15 protein-coding genes and 4 pseudogenes are annotated in these 21,766 nt (G+C 60.0%); 14 read left to right on the forward strand and 5 right to left on the reverse strand.

Going from position 1 to position 21,766, the window contains the following annotated elements:
• Positions 1-163 precede the first annotated feature (163 nt).
• The 9 genes and pseudogenes from NKJ55_RS27310 (at position 164) to NKJ55_RS35675 (ending at position 13,399) form a co-directional block, all read left to right on the forward strand.
• Positions 164-1,210 carry a LacI family DNA-binding transcriptional regulator gene (locus tag NKJ55_RS27310; protein WP_023721608.1) on the forward strand — a complete coding sequence of 349 codons (1,047 nt, stop codon included), beginning with the start codon at positions 164-166 and terminating at the stop codon, positions 1,208-1,210.
• A 153-nt stretch (positions 1,211-1,363) separates the two neighbouring features.
• Positions 1,364-2,977, forward strand: a complete 1,614-nt coding sequence (locus NKJ55_RS27315) for an acyl CoA:acetate/3-ketoacid CoA transferase (protein WP_023721609.1) — start codon at positions 1,364-1,366, stop codon at positions 2,975-2,977.
• Complete coding sequence (locus NKJ55_RS27320; protein ID WP_352452582.1) at positions 2,970-3,749, forward strand: enoyl-CoA hydratase/isomerase family protein; 780 nt, start codon at positions 2,970-2,972, stop codon at positions 3,747-3,749. Before NKJ55_RS27315 ends, NKJ55_RS27320 begins: the two co-directional genes overlap by 8 nt.
• Positions 3,743-5,302 carry an aldehyde dehydrogenase family protein gene (locus tag NKJ55_RS27325; RefSeq protein WP_352452583.1) on the forward strand — a complete coding sequence of 520 codons (1,560 nt, stop codon included), beginning with the start codon at positions 3,743-3,745 and terminating at the stop codon, positions 5,300-5,302. The genes NKJ55_RS27320 and NKJ55_RS27325 overlap by 7 nt, the downstream gene beginning before the upstream one ends.
• The gene (locus tag NKJ55_RS27330) at positions 5,299-5,997 is read left to right on the forward strand and encodes an SDR family NAD(P)-dependent oxidoreductase (RefSeq protein ID WP_352452584.1); all 699 of its coding nucleotides are present in this window, start codon (positions 5,299-5,301) and stop codon (positions 5,995-5,997) included. Before NKJ55_RS27325 ends, NKJ55_RS27330 begins: the two co-directional genes overlap by 4 nt.
• A gap of 13 nt (positions 5,998-6,010) precedes the next feature.
• Positions 6,011-7,666 (forward strand): GMC family oxidoreductase, encoded by a 1,656-nt coding sequence (locus NKJ55_RS27335; RefSeq protein ID WP_352452586.1) that lies wholly within the window; start codon positions 6,011-6,013, stop codon positions 7,664-7,666.
• 203 nt (positions 7,667-7,869) lie between these two features.
• Complete coding sequence (locus NKJ55_RS27340) at positions 7,870-9,951, forward strand: FAD-binding protein (RefSeq protein WP_352452587.1); 2,082 nt, start codon at positions 7,870-7,872, stop codon at positions 9,949-9,951.
• 152 nt (positions 9,952-10,103) lie between these two features.
• On the forward strand, positions 10,104-10,994 hold the full coding sequence (locus NKJ55_RS27345) for a sugar kinase (protein ID WP_352452588.1): 891 nt from the start codon (positions 10,104-10,106) through the stop codon (positions 10,992-10,994).
• A 1,248-nt stretch (positions 10,995-12,242) separates the two neighbouring features.
• Positions 12,243-13,399, forward strand: a pseudogene (locus NKJ55_RS35675) (IS110 family RNA-guided transposase).
• Between the two features lie 586 nt (positions 13,400-13,985).
• On the opposite strand, the gene NKJ55_RS27360 reads toward NKJ55_RS35675, so the two are convergent.
• The 3 genes and pseudogenes from NKJ55_RS27360 to NKJ55_RS27370 form a co-directional block, all read right to left on the reverse strand.
• Positions 13,986-14,645: a hypothetical protein gene (locus NKJ55_RS27360; RefSeq protein ID WP_352452591.1), complete on the reverse strand. Its 660-nt coding sequence runs from the start codon at positions 14,643-14,645 to the stop codon at positions 13,986-13,988.
• Positions 14,645-15,787: a non-hydrolyzing UDP-N-acetylglucosamine 2-epimerase gene (gene wecB / locus NKJ55_RS27365; RefSeq protein ID WP_352452592.1), complete on the reverse strand. Its 1,143-nt coding sequence runs from the start codon at positions 15,785-15,787 to the stop codon at positions 14,645-14,647. Before wecB ends, NKJ55_RS27360 begins: the two co-directional genes overlap by 1 nt.
• Positions 15,788-16,261: 474 nt before the next feature.
• A pseudogene (locus NKJ55_RS27370) lies at positions 16,262-16,727 on the reverse strand (IS6 family transposase); the annotation flags it as partial.
• Between the two features lie 268 nt (positions 16,728-16,995).
• On the opposite strand from NKJ55_RS27370, the gene NKJ55_RS27375 reads away from it, so the two are divergent.
• The 4 genes and pseudogenes from NKJ55_RS27375 to NKJ55_RS27390 all read left to right on the forward strand — a co-directional run bounded on the left by NKJ55_RS27375 (position 16,996) and on the right by NKJ55_RS27390 (position 19,969).
• Positions 16,996-17,721, forward strand: a complete 726-nt coding sequence (locus tag NKJ55_RS27375) for an FkbM family methyltransferase (RefSeq protein WP_352452593.1) — start codon at positions 16,996-16,998, stop codon at positions 17,719-17,721.
• 194 nt (positions 17,722-17,915) lie between these two features.
• Positions 17,916-18,112, forward strand: a pseudogene (locus NKJ55_RS27380) (IS21 family transposase); the annotation flags it as partial.
• A gap of 265 nt (positions 18,113-18,377) precedes the next feature.
• Positions 18,378-19,178 carry a TCP-1/cpn60 chaperonin family protein gene (locus tag NKJ55_RS27385; RefSeq protein ID WP_352452594.1) on the forward strand — a complete coding sequence of 267 codons (801 nt, stop codon included), beginning with the start codon at positions 18,378-18,380 and terminating at the stop codon, positions 19,176-19,178.
• A gap of 20 nt (positions 19,179-19,198) precedes the next feature.
• Positions 19,199-19,969 (forward strand): GntR family transcriptional regulator, encoded by a 771-nt coding sequence (locus NKJ55_RS27390; protein WP_352452596.1) that lies wholly within the window; start codon positions 19,199-19,201, stop codon positions 19,967-19,969.
• A gap of 51 nt (positions 19,970-20,020) precedes the next feature.
• On the opposite strand, the pseudogene NKJ55_RS27395 reads toward NKJ55_RS27390, so the two are convergent.
• A pseudogene (locus tag NKJ55_RS27395) lies at positions 20,021-20,650 on the reverse strand (IS630 family transposase); the annotation flags it as partial.
• 12 nt (positions 20,651-20,662) lie between these two features.
• Between NKJ55_RS27395 and NKJ55_RS27400 the strand changes: the two are divergent.
• Positions 20,663-21,271: a S46 family peptidase gene (locus NKJ55_RS27400; RefSeq protein ID WP_352452597.1), complete on the forward strand. Its 609-nt coding sequence runs from the start codon at positions 20,663-20,665 to the stop codon at positions 21,269-21,271.
• Positions 21,272-21,298: 27 nt separating this feature from the next.
• Here NKJ55_RS27400 and NKJ55_RS27405 read toward each other — a convergent pair whose 3' ends face one another.
• Positions 21,299-21,490: a hypothetical protein gene (locus NKJ55_RS27405; RefSeq protein WP_084642947.1), complete on the reverse strand. Its 192-nt coding sequence runs from the start codon at positions 21,488-21,490 to the stop codon at positions 21,299-21,301.
• Positions 21,491-21,766: the final 276 nt, after the last annotated feature.

The following is a 21,766-nucleotide window of genomic DNA, read 5'->3' on the forward strand; positions in this document are numbered from 1 at the left end:
AGATCTACCCAAAGGACTGCAAATGTGGGGCTTTATGGCACACGATCGGGGGCGCAATGACAAAAGCGGCGGGTGACAGGCGCGCCCATTAGATAAAATTCCGCTTGACAAGCTAGGAACGTTCCAATTGTTTGAAGCCTAATTTGAGAAGACCGAGGTTGCGATGTCAAAGGCGAGACTGACTGTCATCGACATCGCCAAAGCCGCAGGCGTTTCCAAGTCCACGGTTTCGTTGGTCTTGCAGGGCTCGCCTCTGGTGAAGGAAGCGACGCGTTCCAAGGTCAACGCGACAATGCGCGAGTTGGGGTATGTCTACAACCGGGGTGCCGCAAACCTTCGACAGGCGAGCGCCAGATCGGGCATCATCGGTGTCGTGGTGAACGATCTTACAAACAGCTTCTTTGCAGAGTTGGCCGTAGGGGTCGACACGGTCGTCCAGTCGGCGGGCTTCGTCCAGTTCCTGTCAAATACGAGTGAAAATACCGACCGGCAGCGAGAGGTGGTTGCCTCGATGCGTGAGCATGGAATTTCGGGGCTTATCGTTTCGCCGGCCCGCGCCACCGATGCAGCAGACTTCAAGCCGCTCGTGGCGTCAGGGATCCCGGTGGTTGTGGTAGTCCGCAGCCTGCCCGGCGCGAGAATGTCGTCGATTGTGTCTGATAACGTTGGCGGCGTGGCGATGGCGGTCAAGCATTTGGTGTCGCTAGGGCATAGCCGGATCGCTTTTTTGGGAGGCTTTCCAGATACGGCTGTGTTTGCCGAGCGACGGTCTGGTTACCGCAAAGCGATGGACGAAAGTGGTCTTAAGTTCGATGAGGAGTTAGTTGTTCCGTCCATTCCCTCGAGAGCAGGTGGCGTGGAAGCCATCGGACGTGCGATGACCATCAGCGATCGACCGACCGGGGCCGTCTGCTTCAATGACGCGGTGGCGTTTGGCGTGTGTGATGGATTGCGCGCTCGGCGCATGGAACCGGGGCGGGACTTCGCGGTGGTAGGTTTCGACGACGTTATCGAGGCGAAAACGGCGGTTCCGGCCCTGACGACGATCTCGGTCGATCCGCAAGCTATGGGCAGGCGCGCCGCACACCTCCTTCTGAAGCAGATCAATGCGGGAAAAGCAGATGCGGAGAACATCATTGCGGCGGTCAGGCTGGTCGTCCGCCAGAGTTGTGGAACTGGCCAGAGCAAACCAGAGGGGAAGTTAGGATGACGGTTCGATGGGCATTGATCGGTGCGAGCATGATCGCGCGCGAGTGGGTCACTGGTATGCGGGGAAGCCGAGGCAGGTCGTATCAGTCGTCAGTTCCAGTGTTGGGCGCGCCAAGACATATGCGCGTCGAACCAGGACTTTGAGCATCCCGCAATGAGCAAGCACATCACCCCCGCCCAAGCCGCCGCCCTCATTCCGGATGGCGCTGTCGTGTCGGTCTCGTCCTCGAGCGGGCTCGGTTGCCCGGACCTGATGCTGAAGGCGATCGGCGAACGCTTCGAGGCCGCCGGGCATCCGCGCGACCTGACCACGCTCCACCCGATTGCCGCGGGCGACATGAGCGGCATCAACGGCGTCGATTACATAGCCCAAAAAGGCCTCTTGAAGACCATCATCGGCGGCTCCTACCCTTCAGGTCCTTCCACCGCCGAGCCGCCCCTCATTTGGCAAATGATCGCAAGCAACGACGTGGCGGCGTACAACATCCCTTCCGGAGTGCTCTTCGACATGCACCGCGAAGCGGCCGCGAAGCGCCCGGGCGTTATCACCAAGATCGGGCTCGACACCTTCGCCGACCCGAACCGCCAGGGCTGCGCGATGAATGCGGCCGCGGAAGCCCGGCCCGTGGTGAGCAAAATCCAATTCTACGGTGAGGAGTACCTCTACTTCGAGGCGATCGCGCCGCAGGTAGCGATCATCCGTGCCACGACGGCGGACGAGCGCGGCAATTTGACCTACGAACACGAAGGCGCGTATCTCGGCGGCCTCGACCAAGCGCTCGCGGCCCACAACAATGGCGGCATCGTCATCGCGCAGGTGAAGCGCATCACCAAGGACGGATCGATGAGGCCGCATGACGTGCGAGTGCCCGGAATTCTCGTCGACTACGTCGTCGTCGATCCCGACCAGAAACAGACAACGCAGACGCTCTACGACCCTGCAATCTCGGGTGAGATTTTTCGGCCGCTCGAAAGTTTTCGCGTGCCGGAGTTCAACATCCAGAAGATAATCGCGCGGCGCGTCGCGCAGGAACTCGAGGCGGGCAGCGCCGTCAATCTCGGCTTCGGGATTTCGGCCAACGTCCCACGCATTCTCCTGGAGGAAGGGCTGCACGGCGCGGTCACTTGGGTCATCGAACAGGGGGCGGTCGGGGGCGTGCCGCTGCTTGACTTCGCCTTTGGCTGCGCCGCGAATGCCGACGCCTTCATGCCCTCGCCCTACCAGTTTACATATTTCCAAGGGGCAGGTTTCGACGCCTCGCTGCTGTCATTCCTAGAGATAGGCCGCGACGGCTCCGTCAACGTGTCAAAGCTCTCGTTCCGCCCTCATATCACGGCGGGCGCCGGCGGCTTCGTCGACATTACGGCAAGGGCGAGGAAGATCGTCTTCTCCGGCATGTTCAATGCCGGCGCCAAGCTCGCTGTCGAGGACGGCAAGGTCGTTGTAGAGAAGGAGGGCAAGCTTAGGAAGCTCGTCAAAGAGGTCGAGCACGTCACCTTTTCGGGCAGGCGAGCCATCGAACAGCGCCAGGATATCACCTATGTCACCGAGCGCGGCGTGATGAGACTGACGCCGGACGGCGTCGTGCTGACTGAAATTGCGCCGGGGATCGATCTCAACACCGGCATTCTTGAACAGTCGGAGTTCCCGCTGATCGTGTCCGACACCCTAAAAGTCATGGACGGCGCGCTCTTCGTCGACAGGCCGATCGGCCTGTCGCTTGCCGTGAAGCCGGCCCGTAGCTTGGCGGGGGCATGTAATGGCTGACGCGCACATGAGGCTTGCCGCCGAAGGCGCGGTCGCATCCGTCACGATCGCTCGACCCGAGAAGCTCAACGCCTTCGATATTGACATGCTGAAGGCATTGGCCGCCATCTGCGACGAGGTCGAGGCGATGACCGATGTCCGCGCGGTGGTGCTTACCGGCGAAGGCAGAGCCTTCAGCGCCGGTGGCGACATCAAAGCTTGGGGCGCCATGCAGGCGAACGAGTTCGGCCATGCCTGGGTCCGCTTCGGCCATCGCGTCTTCGAGCGTCTGGCGACCCTGCGCATGCCGGTGATCGCCGCACTCAACGGCCACGCGCTCGGCGGCGGCCTGGAACTCGCGGCCGCAGCCGACTTCCGCATCGCGGAACAACATATCCGCATCGGCCTGCCGGAGACCGGGCTCGGCATGATACCGGGATGGTCGGGCACGCAGCGCCTAGTGAGGCGCTTCGGCGCGCAGATCGTTCGCCGCATGGTCCTGGGAGGTGAGACGTTCTCCGCCGAGGAAGCCCTCAAGTACGGACTGGTCGACGCCGTCGTGGACAGCGGCGCTGCCGTCATCGAGGCGAAGGCCTACGCGGCGCGGGTCGCGACGCGGGGACCGGCGGCCGTCGAGATATCGAAGCTAATGATCGCCGTTGCGAATGGCGAGGACAATGGTTCGGCGGTCGAAGCGCTCGGCTCGATTCTGGCCGCCAAGACTGGGGATCTCAAGGAAGGCGTCGCCGCCTTCTCGCAGAAGCGCGCGGCGGTCTTCAAGGGAGAATGGTGATGACGTTAGAGATCAGGCCAACAGCGCTTGCCGACGCGCCCGTGCGCGGCTTCGAGATGCTGATCGACGGCAGATGGACGGCCGGCGCAGAAGGCCGGACGATCGACCGGAACGCGCCGAGCCACGGCATCGTCGTGAGCCGCTACCAGGCGGCGACAAGGATGGATGCCGAGCGCGCCATCGCCTCGGCGCGAAAGGCATTCGACCACGGCCGGTGGCCGCACACGACGGCGTCGCAGCGCTCGCGGGTTCTGCTGAAGGCCGCCGATCTCATCGAGGCCCGCGCCGAAGACCTCGCCTATCTCGACTGCATCGAGGGCGGCAAGCCAATAACTCAGGTGCGCGGCGAGATCGCCGGCGCTGTCGACATCTGGCGCTATGCCGCTGCGCTTGCCCGCGACCTGCACGGCGAGAGCTACAATTCGCTTGGGCAGAACACACTAGGCGTCGTTCTGCGCGAGGGGATCGGCGTCGTGTCCATCATAACGCCGTGGAACTTTCCATTCCTGATCCTAAGCCAGAAACTGCCCTTTGCGCTCGCCGCCGGCTGTACATGCGTCGTTAAGCCCTCAGAGCTGACATCGGGTTCGACGCTCGTTCTCGGCGAGATCCTTGAGGAAGCGGGCGTCCCGGACAGCGTCGTGAACATCGTCACCGGCACGGGTCCCGAAGTCGGCGCGATCATGACGTCCCATCCTGCGGTCGACATAGTTTCGTTCACCGGCTCGACCGGCGTCGGAAAGCTCACCATGACGAATGCAGCGCAGACCCTCAAAAAGGTTTCATTGGAACTCGGCGGCAAGAATCCGCAGATCGTATTCCCGGATGCGGACCTCGACTCCTTCATCGACGCCGCCGTCTTCGGCGCTTATTTCAATGCGGGCGAATGCTGCAACGCCGGCTCGCGGCTAATCCTCCATAAGAGCATCGCGTCGGATGTGGTCAAGCGTGTTGCAGAGCTTGCGAAATACGTGAAGGTTGGCGATCCGCTGGACCCAGCGACGCAGGTCGGCGCGATCATTACGCCTCAGCATTTGGAGAAGATCGCGGGCTACGTCGCCAGTGCAAAGAATAGCGGCGCGAAGGTTGTTCACGGGGGCGATCAACTCGATCTCGGGATGGGGCATTTTATGTCGCCGACAATCCTCGAGGCGGTCATGCCGGATATGGAAATCGCACGTGAGGAGGTCTTCGGCCCCGTACTTTCAGTTCTCACCTTTGAAACGGCGGCGGAAGCCGTCGAGATCGCCAATTCCATCGATTACGGCCTTTCCGCCAGTGTGTGGAGCCGCGATTTCGATACGTGCCTGACATTCGGGCGCAGCTTGCGGGTAGGAACGGTGTGGATGAACACCTTCATGGATGGCGCCTCCGAGCTCCCGTTCGGTGGCTACAAGCAATCCGGGCTCGGTCGCGAACTCGGACGCCGCGCGGTCGAGGACTACACCGAAACAAAAACACTCAACATGCACATCGGAGGCCGCACCAATTGGTGGATGCCGCGACAGGAAAATTGGCCTGGCCAACGCACCGACCGGGACCTCGCCGAATGAAGACGACCACACGACCCGTCGCCATCGTCACTGGCAGCCACGGCATCGATCTCGGAATTGCGACCGCCTTTGCAAAAGCGGGATACAATGTGGCGATCACTGGGGTCGCGAGTCCCGACAACGGGCAGGATGCTGTCGCAAAACTAGAATCCTATGGCGTGGCAGCCGCCTATCTGCAGTCCGATATCGCTGATGTTTCCCGACATGAAGAAACGGTAACGGGCGTCCTTTCGCGATTTGGTCGTGTCGATTGCCTTGTTAGCAATGCCTCCATGGCAGTCGTACCAGGTGACTTCCTCGACCTGGTGCCGGCGGACTTCGATAAGACGATCGCGATGGACCTAAGGGGAACGGTGTTCTTTACGCTTGCTGTGGTCAAGGCAATGCTCGTGAGGAGCGCGGCGGATGTACCCAGGTCCATCATCAACATCACGTCGGTCTCACCCGAGGTAAGTTCGCCCGAACGCGCGGACTATTGCATCAGCAAGGCCGAGCTGGCGGCATTCTACCAGGGGGTGGCATTTCATATCATGGATACGGGAGTATCAGTATTTGAGGTGCGGCCCGGCATCGAGCGGGGGGAAGAAGCAGCAGACCTCGGCAAAATCTGCACGGCACTCGCTTCCGGCGGTTTGGGTTTTGCGACGGGAACGATCATCGAAGCCGACGGGGGCTCTTCAATTCCACGCCTCTGAAGGGAGCAACAGAATGGGCTTCGACTACATCATCACCGGAGCCGGGCCTGCCGGCTGCGTGCTCGCGAACCGGCTTTCTGAAGATCCGGCCGTGCGCGTGTTGTTGCTGGAGGCTGGCGGCGGAGATTGGAACCCGCTGTTCCACATGCCGGCGGGCTTCGCCAAGATGACCAAGGGCGTGGCGAGTTGGGCCTGGGAAACCGTGCCGCAGAAGCACATGAAAGGCCAAGTGCTGCGCTATACGCAGGCGAAGGTGATCGGCGGAGGTTCTTCAATCAATGCACAGCTCTATACGCGCGGCAATGCAGCCGACTACGATCTCTGGGCTACAGACGACGGCTGCGAAGGCTGGAGCTATCGGGAAATCCTGCCCTATTTTAAGCGCGCTGAGGACAACCAGCGTTTTGCCGACGACTACCATTCCTATGGCGGGCCGCTCGGCGTCTCCATGCCAGTCTCGAATCTCCCGATCTGCGACGCGTATATCCGCGCCGGCCAGGAACTCGGCATTCCCTACAACCACGACTTCAACGGTCGCCAGCAGGCCGGCGTCGGCTTCTACCAGCTTACGCAACGCAATCGCCGTCGCTCCTCCGCCTCAATGGCCTATCTGTCGCCGATCAAGGGTCGGAGAAACCTTTCGATCCGCACCGGCGCTCGCGTCGCCCGCATCGTGCTGGAAGGCACCCGCGCCGTGGGCGTGGAGGTCGTGACTGCGAAGGGCATCGAAGCGATCCGGGCGGAACGCGAAGTACTCGTCTCCTCCGGCGCCATAGGGTCGCCTAAGTTACTCCTGCAGTCGGGCATCGGCCCGATCGATCATCTTAAATCTGTCGGAGTTCAGGTGAAACACGACCTACCGGGGGTTGGCTCGAACATGCAGGACCATCTCGACCTGTTCGTCATTTGCGAATGCACCGGCGACCACACCTATGACAACGTGGCGAAGCTGCACCGCACCCTCTGGGCCGGTATCCAGTACGTACTCTTCCGCACTGGTCCGGTCGCCTCCTCGCTCTTCGAGACGGGTGGTTTTTGGTATGCAGACCCCGAGGCCCGCTCGCCCGACGTCCAGTTCCACCTCGGCCTCGGCTCCGGGATCGAGGCGGGAGTCGAGCGGCTGAAGAGCGCCGGTGTGACGCTGAACTCCGCCTATCTGCACCCGCGCTCTCGCGGCACGGTTAGACTTTCTTCCGCCGATCCTTCGGCGGCCCCGCTGATCGACCCCAACTATTGGGAAGACCCGCACGACCGGAAAATGTCGATTGAGGGCCTGAAGATCGCCCGGGAGATCATGCAGCAGGCCGCCCTGGAACCTTTCGTGATGGCCGAGCGCCTGCCTGGACCAAAGGCCGTGACGGACGAAGACTTGTTCATTTACGGGTGCGCCAATGCCAAGACCGATCACCACCCGGTCGGCACGTGCAAGATGGGTTTCGATTCCATGGCCGTCGTCGGGCTCGATCTCAAGGTCCATGGGTTGGAGGGATTACGCGTTTGCGACTCCTCAGTCATGCCGCGGGTGCCGTCCTGCAACACCAATGCTCCGACGATCATGGTGGGCGAGAAGGGATCCGACATAATACGCAATCGTGCCCCGCTTCCGCCGGCTCTTTTCGAGCATGAACGCAACGACGCGCGCCCCCGCGCACGCACCAACATTCAATAGGTGCACTCATGATCCGCCGCCACGAAGTGAGCAGGGAAATGGGGCGAATGTTACGATTTCCGGCTGTTCTCGTCGGCCAAGATATCCCGCGCATGCACGCACTGATCGGCCAAATTCGTGCTGACACATCCGGTTGGCATTTCATGGTGATGAATCACTGGCAAAAATGCGCTCCCTGATGACACAAGGATCTTAGCAGTCTTATGACGATTGACGTCCCGCAGCACATTCTCGACGCCATGACCGATGTCGATATGCCGCGACTACGGTCGGAGACGGCTCCGTCCGGTACAATGGTCCACGGCGACCTTCAAGTCCCGGTCTATCGATGCGGTTGTGTAGTGGTCGGTTCCGGTGCGGCGGGGCTGCGTGCGGCGGTGGAATTAAGGCGGCGTGGGAAAGAGGTGGTTATCGTCAGTCAAAGCGCTTGGGGTGGAACGTCGGCCTGTTCCGGCTCTGACAAGCAGACGCTGCATACGGCCAACAGTGCGGATCAGGGAGATAACTACAAGGCGATGGCGCGAGCAATACGCGCCGGTGGCGCGATGGATGAGGATATTGCCTATGTGGAGGCCGTGGGCTCGTCTCGCATGATGGCCTCGCTACAGTTTCTTGGCCTTCCACTGCCTCAGGACGCGCTGGGCGGCACTCTCAGATACAAGACCGACCACGACGAGGTGGGTCGTGCCACCAGTTGCGGTCCACGCACGTCACGTCTGATGGTCAAGGTGCTTGCCGAAGAGGCGATCCGTCTTGATGTTCCGTTCTATAACCACACTACGGCTGCCAAAATCCTCACCTGCGGGGAGGGGACGGATCGGCACGTCGCCGGCATTCTTACGATGCGCCCCAACGACCGAACAACAACAAACGCCTTCGGCCTTGCCCTGTTCGAGTGCTCGGTCCTTGTGCTTGCCGCGGGCGGTCCCGGCGAACTTTATCGTGATAGTGTCTATCCCAACGGCTGCTTCGGGTCGCTCGGCCTTGCGCTCGAAGCTGGTATCGAATTGGTCAACCTTACGGAGAGCCAGTTCGGTATAGGCACGCGCCGGGAGGGTTTTCCCTGGAATCTGTCCGGCACCTATGTCCAGGCAATTCCGCATGTCTATTCGATTGACGCGGAGGGCAATGAGCACCCCTTCCTTGCCCGGTATTATCGCAGCACACAGGAGATGGCCTCCAACCTGTTCCGCAAGGGATATCAATGGCCTTTTCATGCCACGCGGATGCTCGATTTCAGCTCGAGTCTCATAGATGTTGCGATCTATCGCGAGTCCGCAGCGGGGCGGCGCGTGTTCATGGACTTCAACCGGAATCCGCTGACCATGCCCGGCGATCTGCCGTTCTCCCTCGAACGGTTGGACGACGACGTGAGTTCCTATCTCGGCAATGCCGGCGCGGGTCAACATTTGCCAATCGAGCGGTTGAAGCACATGAACCCGCTCGCGATCGAACTCTATCGTCGCTACAAGATAGACATAACCAAGGAACCGTTGGAGTTCGCCGTCAACAACCAGCACATGAACGGCGGCATCATGGTGGACGTTTGGGGGCGCAGTAGCCTTGCCGGCTGCTATGCGATCGGAGAGGCCGCTGGTACGCACGGCGTGACGCGGCCCGGCGGAGCCGCGCTTAATGCCGGGCAGGTCTTTGGCACCCGAGCGGCCGAGCACATTGCAGCCAGCGGCAAAGCAAAAGTAGCGCCGAAGGTCGACATTGCCCGAGCTGCGCAAGCGGGCATCGCAGCGCTCTTCACGATCATGCGCCCCGACAGCTCGCTGACGATCAAGTCGGCGCGTTCCACGATCCAGGCGCGGATGAGCGATGCGGCCGGTATGATCTGCGACGGCGAGCGGGTAAGCCAGGCCCTCGCAGAAGCTCGAAGCCTCAATGTAAGCATTCGCGCAAATGGCATTAGGTACAAACGACCTGCTGAGGCGGTGCGGTCAATACAATGGCGGCAAATGGCGCTAGCTTCCGAAGCGGTGCTTACCGCTTTGGACCATTACATTGGCCAAGGCGGAGGGAGCCGCGGTTCCCGCGCAATATGCGATCGAGAAGGTGAATCGCTTCCGCTCGCGAGGACAGGCCCGCTGGAAGACTATCGCTTCCGGAGGGAGCGCGACGCCCAGCGGAGTGAACAGATCATTGTCCGATTGGACGGCGTCGAAATGGTGGTTTCAACACGTCCAATCCGTTCGTTCGACGAGAGTGCTGGGTCGTTCTTCGAACGCGATTGGCCAGATTGGCTGACCGGCCGGATCTTTGATCTCGGTTCTGACTAAGAAGATACCTAGTCGCGGTGCGCGTGATGTCGTCAACATCCGCATGGAATATCTGGAACTGAGGGAACCCGAGACCTAAACGCCAGCCGAAGGGCGACCGGAGACGGACAATGAGGTGTGGTATGGGTGGTGGAGAGGCTGACATCGTTTGCATGGGTGAACCCCTGTTCGAGTTCGCGTGGCGGCGGGACGGAACGATCAAGCCGGGCATTGGCGGCGATGTGTCGAATTGCGCGGTCGCCGCAGCCAGATCCGGCGCGAAAGCAGGGATGATAACCCGCCTGGGGGAGGACAGCCTGGGCGAGCGTATCCGGTCGCTGTATCACGACGAAGGCATCGCAACGACGCATGTCATCCGTGATGCTGCCGCGCCAACCGGTATCTATTTCATAGAGTATGGTCCTGATGGTCATAGCTTTTCCTATCGGCGCGCCGGCTCGGCTGCCAGCCGCCTGGCAAGCAGTGATCTCGCACCAGGCATGTTCGCGGGTGTGTCATTTCTTCATCTTAGCGGGATATCACAGGCTATTTCCGAGTCTTGCCGGGACGCTTCGTTTACAGCGATGGAGATGGCCAGATCGGCAGGTGCCAAGGTTTCCTTTGATACCAATCTGCGGCGCAGTCTATGGACGCCGGCAGCGGCGTGGGAAACCTTGTCAGCTTCATTGCCACAAATAGACTTTCTCTTTCCGAGCATGGAGGACGCACAAGCCCTGCTCGGGCTATCGGATCCGGATGCCATTTGCGACGAATTCCTTCGACACGGCGTCAAAACGGTCCTTTTGACCCTAGGCGAAGAAGGCGCAATTGTAGCTGGTGGCGATATGAGAATTCGGATACCCGCTTACTCAGCGCAACTTGTGGATGCGACGGCTGCTGGTGACACTTTTGATGGTGCCTTTCTGGCTGAATTTTTGCGCTGCGGCGATCCAGAGGCGGCCACCCGGTTCGCTTGTGCTGCGGCGTCCCTCGCAGTTGAGAAGACCGGCGCGGTCGATTCCATCCCTTATCTGAGAGAAATCCGCACACGTATGGCTGCGTAGTCCTGTCGAGCTTGCACCACACCAGCATTGGAAAACAACGCTCGTATATGCCCACCGTCGCGACGCGACGGCCATCAGTGCGTCGCCGGCGAGACGGGATCCAGATACCGGCCGATGCCGTTGCGGCCTTCATCAGTCTCCTTCGTCTTCAGGTGACGAAGAAAGCTCAGAATGGCTTGAAGCCGTGAGCCCGTCGAAATTCGCCAGCTTTTCAACGATCGCCATAGGAGTTTCCGCTTCGGCCTGGTCTTCACCGCAAAGATGCAGCACGACGGGGTATAGGATCTCCACCGGTGAAATATTCAGCACCTCGCAAAAGTGGAGTAGTCGGCCGACGGTCAGCCGTGAAACCGCGTTTTCGTAACGATTATAAACCTAGTCGCTGAGCCCAAGCATGGGTGCTAGCTTTGAACGCGGGATTTTCCGTCGGTCGCGAGCGTTGCGAAGACTGGTGCTGATCTTTTTTTCGATTTCGGCGCTTAACTCAGTTCGCCGAAGCTGGTTTTCCGATAGACCGGCTTGTCAATTTATGGATCATCGATCTGCTGTAAACCGAGGTGAGAAATCCATTCTTCGAAAGCTCCTGCCATTGCTCCTGCCAAAGTGACGTTGATCTTCTGTGTTCGTTCCAATCAATGTAACAGAATTGGTTGACTGGACGCCACCTTGGAATCTAGTGGGCCTGCCAGAATATGGGCGCGTCGCTTCGCGAAACCGCTCTATGCCTTCGGCACGGAGCCAACGCGGCCAGAACGCCGTCATCAATACACCAGATTGGGATATCGCCCGTTTACAGCACGGCCCGCAATCAGCATAGTGCGCCAGCTCGGGTAATACGAGTTGGTGATGGTAAGTGGCTAGCTCTTCTTGCCATTCACCGCGGGAGCCGTCCTGGCGCTAGCCGGTGACGACGGCTGCTTTCTATTCAAAGAGTGACGGCCGCGATCGCGGCCGACTTTGTCTGCCTCAGAGAGGGAAAGAGGGCCCCGCCTTCTCTCCCTCGCAAGCAAAAAAGGTCTCCCCGTCCTTCCTCCGCTACGCCTTCGGCTGCGCTACGTGCAGGATAGACGCGGATCCCCTTACGCGGATCATGCGTCGCCCCTTCGGCTTTGCCTCGGGCGGGCGAACCCCCTCAGTTTGTCCCTTGCGCCGACCACGTCTTTGGATCGGGCGCCGCGATGAGAAGCTATGCGGGGGAGCGGCGAGGTGGCACCATCGTCGTACGATCAACCCGAAGGATAGACTATCATGTCCAAAGTCGACGATCTCAGCCGATCAATCACTGTATTGGATCAAGCTCGCACTGTGCTCGTCGTTGTAGAAATGAGTCAAAATAACTGGCTGGTGGCCGGAATGCTTCCCGGCGTTCAGCGACACCCCCTCAAGAAACTCGATCCCGATCCCAATGCATTGCTCGGTTTGATCGCGCGTTGGCGATCGGAGGCGGAGGCTGCGGGCATGCCGATAGACCGGGTCGCGCTGGCCTTCGAGGCTGGGCGAGACGGCTTCTGGCTGGCCCGGTGGCTGCAGACGCGAGGCATAGACGCTCACGTCATCCATTCAACCAGCGTCGCCGTGAACCGTGAACACCGACGGGCGAAAACCGACAGGCTAGACACGGCCATGCTGATGCGCGTGTTCCTGGGTTGGCTGCGTGGCGAGCGTGGCCACTGCCGCATGGTGGCGATCCCATCATGGCGGAAGAGGATGCCAAGCGGCCGAGCCGCGAGCGGGAGAACCTGGTCAGCGAGAAAACGCGGATAGTCAATCGCATGAAAGGGGCGCTGGCTCGGCTCGGCATCCGTGGCTTCAAGCCCGAGCTTCGCCGGGCGCCGAAGAAGTTGCCGGACCTGCGCACTTCGGAAGGACAGCCGCTTCCGCCGAATATGCTGGAAGAGATGCGGCGCGACATGGCTCGGCTTGCGGTGGTGCGCGATCAGATCACGACGATTGAAAAAGCCAGAATTGCCCAGCTTGAGCAGGCGCCCGCGTCGGGGTATAATGCAATGGTTGTGCTATTGGCGCGCGTGATTGGTGTCGGGATTGAGACAGCCGACATGCTGGTCCACGAGGTGCTTAGCCGCAACCTCAGAGACCGGCGCGCGGTGGCGCGTTACGCCGGTCTGACAGGCTCCCCCGACGAGAGCGGATCTAAACGACGCGAAAAGGGGTTGGCCAAGGCAGGCAACGCCCGGGTGCGACGCGGGCTGATCCAATTGGCCTGGCGCTTCCTGAGATTCCAAAAGAATAGCGAACTGACGCAATGGTTCCAGGCACGAGCGGCACAGGGCGCCCGCAAGACGACGATGATCGTGGCGCTCGCACGCAAGTTACTCATCGCGCTCTGGCGATTGGTTACCGTCGGCGAAATCCCGATGGGCGTCACATTGCGCCCGATGAACTGAACACACTGCAGGGCGCCTGACGGATCAACCGCCGTAATGACGCCCGCGCGTATCGATTCGAGGTGGCGGTGTCCCGATGGACACCATGGCGTTATTTGCCGTCATGAGAATGGGCCCGCCGCCTCGGAGCCTTGCTGCTGAAGCCAATGACTGCTTCATGGTCCGGGTCTTTTGCAGACCCACCGAATACAAGGTTGCGGCGTAATGCGATGCGCCCAAAGGCAGGCTCCCCTCGAATTTGATGCTCGCGGACCAATGCACAAGGCAGTGACCAACCGTTCTGTTATGGCTATCCTGACCGCTTTACCGCGAAATCAGTGAAGGCCCCTTGACAACGAAATCCCCATACAAGGTGTCCACTTCGGCCTTGGTGAGGTGGTACGTCACCTCAATCTGCATCCGTTTAATGCGAATCGTCAGCACGCGTTGGGCAACGCCGAAGAACGCCGGGTCGGCGGCAAGCGACGTCGGAAGAAAGATCAGATCGCGGCCAAGCGGGCGTTGCGCGTGGTGACGGAATTGTTCCGCTTCTCCTCGAGTTCGTCGAGAAAAGCGAGAACAAGGTCTCGATCAAGCTCTTCGAGCGTCAACGCCGCCGGCTTCTTCCGCAACCGGGCGGCGGCAAAAGGATCAGCATGCGCAAGGCGTCGCGATAGCTGGCCACGGTCGCGGGAGTCGCGTTCCGCTGCTTGGTCAGGCGCTGGCGGAAATAGGACTCCAGGAGCGGCGCTACGAGCAGGTGTGCGGTGTTCGCTCGTGCTGCGCCTCCATCGAGGGCGGCACGCTCAGGTAGTAGGCCGTGTCGGTGTAACTGGCGTGGCCGAGATATGTGGCCAGCGCCTGAACGTCTGCGCGCTGTTGGTGCCAGAGGCTGAGGCGGGTCACGGCAAACCGGTGATCGTGCGGCCTTAAACGGCTTACCGCCATCAAAGTCGGCGAGTTTACGGACCTCGGCAAAGCCATTTTGCAGGCCGGTCGCCGAGAGGCGGTTGCCCCGGGAACTGAGGACGAATCCCTGATCCTTGGGTATGGGCGCTTCATTTCGGAATCGGGGGCGGGCTTCATCGGAATAGGCACACCACAGCGTTGGAGAAATTGAGATCTCGTCGGATTGTTCACTCCTAGCCATAACCTTCTCTCTTTTGTCGTCATCGCCCGGTCCGGTCAGTTCGATATGGTGGTGTTCTTCGGAGGGCGTGGAGGGCAGCGAACGGTCCCGCGCCACGCCGCTGATCTGGCGGCCCATCAGTTGGCCAGCTGCGACTCGCGCGCGGTGTGCGCAGCGAAATATCTCGCGATTGCACCGATGACCCGAGTTGTCGCCTTTCCATCGCCGTAGGCGTCCACGGGCTGGGCCATCCGTGAATATTCGTCCGGATCGCGCAGCAGCCGGGTCGCTTCACTCACGATGCGGGCGGTGCTGCGGCCCACAAGGCGCGCCGTGCCAGCTTCGACAGCCTCCGGCCGCTCGGTGATTTCTCTTAAAACGAGCGTCGGTTTGCCGAGTGAAGGGCCTTCTTCCTCTGCGCCGCTGCTGTCCGAGATGATGATGTCCGCGCGCAGCATAAGGCTGCAGAAGTTGCGGTACGGCAGAGGATCCACCACCGTAATATTCGCCTGGTTGCTTAAATAGGGCAAAATGACTTCGCGCACTGCCGGGTTCTGGTGCAATGGGATGATGACACGCACGTTCTCCTGACATGATAGCTGCACAAGAGCTCTTGCGATCTCGTGCATCGGTGCGCCCCACGATTCACGCCGATGTGCTGAGGCGACCACGATCCGCCGCGTTTCGTTCTTCAGGTCGGCAAGCGCTGGCTCGGCGAAGGCGGGGGCATTTTCGGCCGCCCAGTGAAGGGCGTCGACGACCGTGTTCCCGGTGACCGTGATACGATCCTCAGCGGCACCTTCGCGGAGAAGGTTCTCGCTGCTACGAATCGTCGGCGCCAGGTGGAGATCCGTTATCTGGGCGACCAGGCGCCGATTGGCCTCCTCTGGATATGGCGATGCAATGTTGCCGCTACGCAAGCCCGCCTCGATATGGATGATGGGGATACGGTGCTGGAAGGCGGCCAGGGCTCCTGCCAGGGTGCTCGCGGTATCGCCATGAACGACTACCGCGTCGATCCCCCATTGTTCTATTTGCCCGGAGAGCCTTTCCAGTATTCGATATGTGACCTGCGACAAGGTCTGGCGAGGTTGCATGACGCTTAGTTCGATGTCGGGTCGAATACCGAATTCCGCTAAAGCGATATCCAGCATCTCGCGATGCTGCCCCGTGGAAACAACGAGGGGCTCGAACCTGCGGTCGAGCTTCATCGCCTTAATTACTGTGGCGCATTTAATCGCCTCAGGACGAGTACCGAAAATGAATGCCACCTTGGGCATGATCGTCTCTCCAAATAAATGTGAGCGCGCTCTCTGCTAGTGTCTTGCGTGGCCTGGGGGCGTCGGAGACCGCAGTCGCCAAGGAATCGCATAAGGGGCCATAGGCGCCATCATCAGGGCCGAAGCGAACCACGTCTTGTCCATTCACAGCGGACGACGAGGATGTACCCTTGCCATAGTACGCGATTTGACGCGGATCGCCTTCCTCCATCGCGACTGACCCCGGCATCAATGATGGCGGCAATTGCTGCCGCCACTCCTCAACGAGGAGGCACAAAACTCGTGCCACATTGGCTGATCGAGCTAAAAAAACAATTTGTGATTGCTTACAGCTACTTAGCAAACAGAAAAAAGTTCGCCCAACCGAACTTCGTGTCACGGGCCCGACAAAGCCGACACACGACGCAGTCTTAGCGACGAAGAGCAAATCGCTGCGTCGGACAAGCTGGCCGGCTTTGCCAAATGCGGGTCGGCTTTCGACCGGCGCCGGGAGCAATCCTGCAATCGACTTGTGGCATCGCAGGAAACAATGGCTTCCCGGTTGGTCTGCCTGCGTCGATGACGATGCGATCAGCACGGTCATGGCGTGCCAACGCTCTTACGCTTGGCGGCCGGCAAATCCCGGGATTCACTGAACCAGAACTCGACGGTGTCGCCGACGCTGTCGATGGCGCGATAGAGGTCCATCCATCGCCAGCGGACCTTGATGTAGTTCTCGTCCGCATGCCATTTGCCGGTCACGAGGCGCTTGCGCCGGTTAAAGCGTTCCATCAGCAGCGGCGCGAAATGAACGACCCAGCGATGGATCGTTGAATGATCGACACTAATGCCACGCTCCGCCATCATTTCTCGAAGATCAGCGTAGGCTCAGTCCGTAGGCCAGATGCGAGCGAATGCAAAGCAAGATCACAGATTGGTCGAAATGGCGGCCTTCGAATATCTCAACTCTCCGAGGAACACCGGAGCCCAATGCGCTTGGTTACCAAAAACTTTGCAACACATCCTCGGGAAGTCGCCGGACGGTGGCGCCGATGTCGCGAACCCGACAAAAGTGTCGCGGCCATTCCAGCGGGCGCGCGTGTTTCACTCTTGTTGAGTAAGGAGCACCGCATTCGGCACGTGGCACGCTGATTGCGGGGATTATGAGCAGGGGCCGTCGCGACAACCGGTCGTAGCGGTCCCCTGTCCAATACATTGGAGGTCGAGCTATGTTGTCCCACTTCGAAAACCAGTCAATAAACCAAGAGGTCGCTAGGCTCAATCTCCCGAACTCTCGGATAAAGCACTTCGCGCCGGCTAGTTACGCACAAGCCGGAGAAGACGTTATTGTCGAAGGAATTCTGGCTGCAAAACTCTGCAAGAGTCAAAGATCTTGGGCCAGTGTGTTTTATGTCGAGATCGGCGCTAATCACCCCATCTCGACCTCAAATACCTTTCTTATGTACCAACGGGGCGCGCGAGGTGTTCTGGTTGAACCCAATCCTGAATTGGAAGCGCTGATCAGGACTGCTCGCCCGGAAGACGTTCTCGTTCGATCCGTTGTCTTGCCCGCTCCGCAAGCGTCTGCGACGCTCTTCATCGGAAACGCCCATGAGCTTTCGTCGGTGGATAAAGCACACGTTGAAAGTTTCGGGGACTTCGACGGTATAGGAGGTATCCGAGAACATATCGAGGTGAGCGCGATCGGTATCAATGAACTACTCGCCCCTTATGCCAATAAGATCGATTTCTTATCGATCGATTGCGAAGGACTGGATCACGATCTCGTCAAGGCCATTGACTACGAGTGCATCAGACCTGCTGTCATCCAATGCGAGCCAAACGAGCATTATCTAAAGGGCAATAGGGATCGGATCATCAATGTAATGGAATGCAGATCATACCGGCTTGCTGCAATGACTGACATCAACGTCGTCTTCGAGCGATTGACTTGATGCAGCGGCCCAAATCGAACGCGTCATTGAACGTACACCAAGCCTGCCAACGTCCGTCCTCGGGTGCCGCGTGGCAATCAGATGAAGCGCATATCGCCGCATGTAGCGTAAGCGGGAGCTGAGGCCATTCAGCGCTGGGAATTCCATGGCATGAGGGCGTCGATACCGCTGTTTGGCCATGCATTGGGATCGGCCACTATCTTATCGAGCCGGTGGCCTGCACTTCAGCGTCGGGTTGGGAGAGGGGTCGGGTCGAGAACCACGTCAGGCTGGGCGCGAGCGCTTTTTCATCCCAAGGCTGCGCTTCAAGAACTTGGAGGAACTCAACGCCTTGCTGCTGGAGACGGCCTCAGCTCCATGTCCCGCGAGCGCAGGCCCTGAACGCGCCGAAGACGTATTTCATAGGCTCAGGATAGGCCCTGTGAAACTTCGTCTCGTCCGCATCGAGACAACGGTCAATGCGTCCCATGGCGCAATCAACACAGCAGGGCATAAGGGTCGGAACTTCATAGGCCAGTCCACTCTTGGAGAACGGAGCAAACTTAATCCGCATGTGCGCGCGATGCCGAAAAAGGGTCGCGCGAGCCCCGCACCAAGCCCTGTCGGTCCGAATCGGGGTAGCCTGTTGCAATCTGTTTGTCCTGAAGGAGAACGACATGACGTTCCGTTCATTGGATGACCGCATCCTCGTCCGCCGCATCGAAGCCGACGAGAAGACGGCCAGCGGCATCACCATTCCCGACATCGCGAAGGAAAAGCTGCAGGAGGCCGAAGTGATCGCCGCCGGTCCTGACGCACGCAATGAAACCGGCCAGCCTAAGCCACTGGACCTCGAGGTCGGCGACCGCCGTAAATCGATGCTGGAGGATATCGCGATCCTGACTGGCGGCACCGCCATGAGCGAGGATCTCGGTATCAAGCTAGAGAATGTCGCGCTGGACATGCTCGGCCGCGCCAGGCGGGTGACAGTCGAGAAGGAGAACACCACGATCGTCGACGGCGCCGGCAAGAAGGAGCAGATCCAGAGGGTGTCACCCAGATCAAGACGCAGATCGAGGAGACCACCTCCGACTGGATCGCGAGAAGCTGCAGGAGCGGCTGGCCGAGCTCGCCGGGGTGTCGCCGTCATCCGCGTCGGCGGCTCGACGGAGGTCGAGGTCAAGGAACGCAAGGATTGGGTCGGCGACGCCATTCATGCCACCCGTGCCGCGGTCATCCTGCCCGGCGGCGTGGCGCTGCTCAGAGCCGCCAAGGCACTCGAGGCGGTCGCCGCCGACAACGCCGACCAGAGATACGGCCCCGATATCGTGCGGCGCGCCATCGAAGCTCCCGCGCGCCAGATCGCGGAGAACAGCGGGGCAAACCGCTCCATCGTCATCGGCAAGCTGCGCGAGGCTGTACCTATGGCTCGGACGCCCAGACCGGCGAATTCGGCGATCTCTTCGGCCAAGGCGTGATCTCGGCTTAAGGAGACCGCATGGTTCAGCCCGGTAGAACTCCATTTCATATTCAGCTCGCGGATATCATTCGGTCTCAGATCGAGAGCGGGGTCTTCAATGCTGGGGATCAGCTCCCCACTCAGATGGAGTTGATGAAACAGCACGAACTCAGCAGCAATACGGTGCGACAGGCGGTGCTTGCCCTTGTCGGTGAAGGCTTGCCTTATCGACGCGCTGGCAAGGGGACGTTTGTTGCCAAGCGTCACATCGGCCGGGACCTGCTCACTTTTTCAGGATTTTCGGAAGAAGCGGTAGCGCGTGGCTTCCGGCCGGGTACCAGGCATGTGACGGTCGACTGGCGTTCCGCTGACGCTGCGGTTGCAGCCGCACTCAACGTGCCAACCGATGAGAGCGTGCTGACCATCGAGCGCGTACAAACGATCGATGATGAAGTCGTCGCGGTTGAGACGGTTTCGTTTGTCGCGGCAATCGGACGCCAGATGGAAAAGCGCGACCTTGCCGACGCTTCTTTCACCGAGATTCTCGAGCGGCAGCTTGGTGTGGCTCTTGCGCGAGCCAGACAGGAGATAAGGGCCGGCACCGCGCGTACCAGACTGGCAAAAGCACTCGACGTGTCGAGCGGCACTGCGGTGCTGCAAATCGACCGTACCGCCTTCGACTCGAACGATCGGGTTATTTACTTTTCGTCCTCGTCCTACCGGGCGGATCGCTACATTTACACCGGCTGGATCGAACGAAAGAGCGCCTTGGTTACTCAACCACGCCAATTGATCGGCCGGAGCAGATGATGCCCAACTGCGAAGGGATGTGTTGCAAAGTTTTCAGCTAGTCATGTGAACCTAAAGTTCGCCACATAAGGTCTGCTCGGCCTAAACACCTGACGGACGAGAGAATTTCGTCCGCGGACTTGGTCCATCGATAGGGCTTTGGGTTCTCATTGTGGCGCTCGATGAAGGTGCGAATATCGGCCTCGAGCTGGCTGGTTGAGGTGTGCACGTGCTTTCGGGTCAGTTCAGCGAACCAGCGTTCGACCTGATTGATCCAGGATGCCGATGTGGGCGTGAAGTGGACATGGTAGTGAGGCCGGCGCGACAGAAACCTGACCAGCGCGGTTTTGTGGTATCCATGATGACGTGGACATCGAGATCGGGCGGCACGTTGGCGTCGATCTGCTTGAGGAAGTCCAGAAACTCGGTCGCCCTGTGCCGCTTGTAGCATTTGCCAATCACAAAGCCGGACGCCACATCGAGCGCCGCGAACAGCGAGGTGGTGCCGTGTCGGACATAGCTATGGGTCCGGCGCTCCAGCACGCCCGGCATCGTCGGCAGGACCGGTTGCTCCCGATCGAGTGCCTGGATCTGGCTCTTCTCGTCGACGCTCAAAACCAGTGCCCTGTTGGGCGGTGACAGGTAGAGCCCGACGATGTCGCCAACCTTGTCGACGAACAGTGGATCGCTCGACAGCTTGAACTGGGTGAAGAATTGCCCGCGGCGCCCGGCAGCCGCATCTATGTGATCGAGGACATGCGGGATGTGACCGCCGAAATGCTCAAGAGCGTCTCAGACAAGCTGAACGGGTTTGCCCGCTATGAGCGGCTCGCCACGAACAAAAAGGCCCTGATCGCCGCATGTGAAGGACAGCCCAATCACCGTTGCGACGTAGGGGCCCATTATGGCGGCGCCTCCTACTATCTCCTCCAGAAGCTCGAAATTGAGGACGTGCGCCTCGTCTATGCGCCCGCGCTCCGCATCGGCAACTTCGGCGGCCAAACGGATAACTGGATGTGGCCGCGCCACACGGGCCACTTCGGCTTTTGTCGCGCCTATGTCGCGCCTGATGGTTCCTCCCGGCCATATGCGCGCGACAACGTGCCCTACCGGCCCAAGAACTGGCTGCGCATCGCCGTTGAAGGCGCCAGGATGGACATTCTGCTGAATTTTACCTGCGGCGCTGTTTCATGGACGCGCTTGGGCACCCCATTTTCTATTGCCCGCCTCGGCTCATGCGGGGCGGGCTTCTTGGCCTTCTGGAGGATTTGCTCACCATGGTTCATAGTGGCGGCGCAACCGTCCGGTGAGCGCCTCACCTGAGGCTACATGGCGGCCGTGGAGATTGCCTCAGGAGCGGCGCCCAATCGGAAACCTTAGCACCTCCGCGTTTTGGCGTGGCTGCTTGAACTCTTCGACGGCAACCGCCTCAATTAGCAGGTCCAAGGCTTGGCGTCCCCTTCGACTCATCGGGTCATCGCCACAAAGGTAGTCATACGCTCGATCTAAATGCACTCGGGCGGCGGAAAAATCGCTTGTCATAGGACCCTCTCTAACCACCCCATTGCCGTCTACGAGGTGAAGGTCGCGCAATCGTCAATATTTACAGACAAATTTGAATTAAATCGGGGATGATCGGGGAGTAGCTAGGCCGTCACCCACGGTGACTGAACCGGCCGACATCGGCGCCGAGGTCTCGGCATTCCTCGCGCGCCTGGAGGCCGTAGTCCCCTAACATGATGCCGCCGTCCAGCCCGCCGACGATCACTCGCTGGCGCTCGGTCGGATCATAAATGCCGAGCACCCCGTTCCGAGACC

The organism is Mesorhizobium sp. M0106 (assembly GCF_040322715.1).
Lineage (GTDB): Bacteria > Pseudomonadota > Alphaproteobacteria > Rhizobiales > Rhizobiaceae > Mesorhizobium.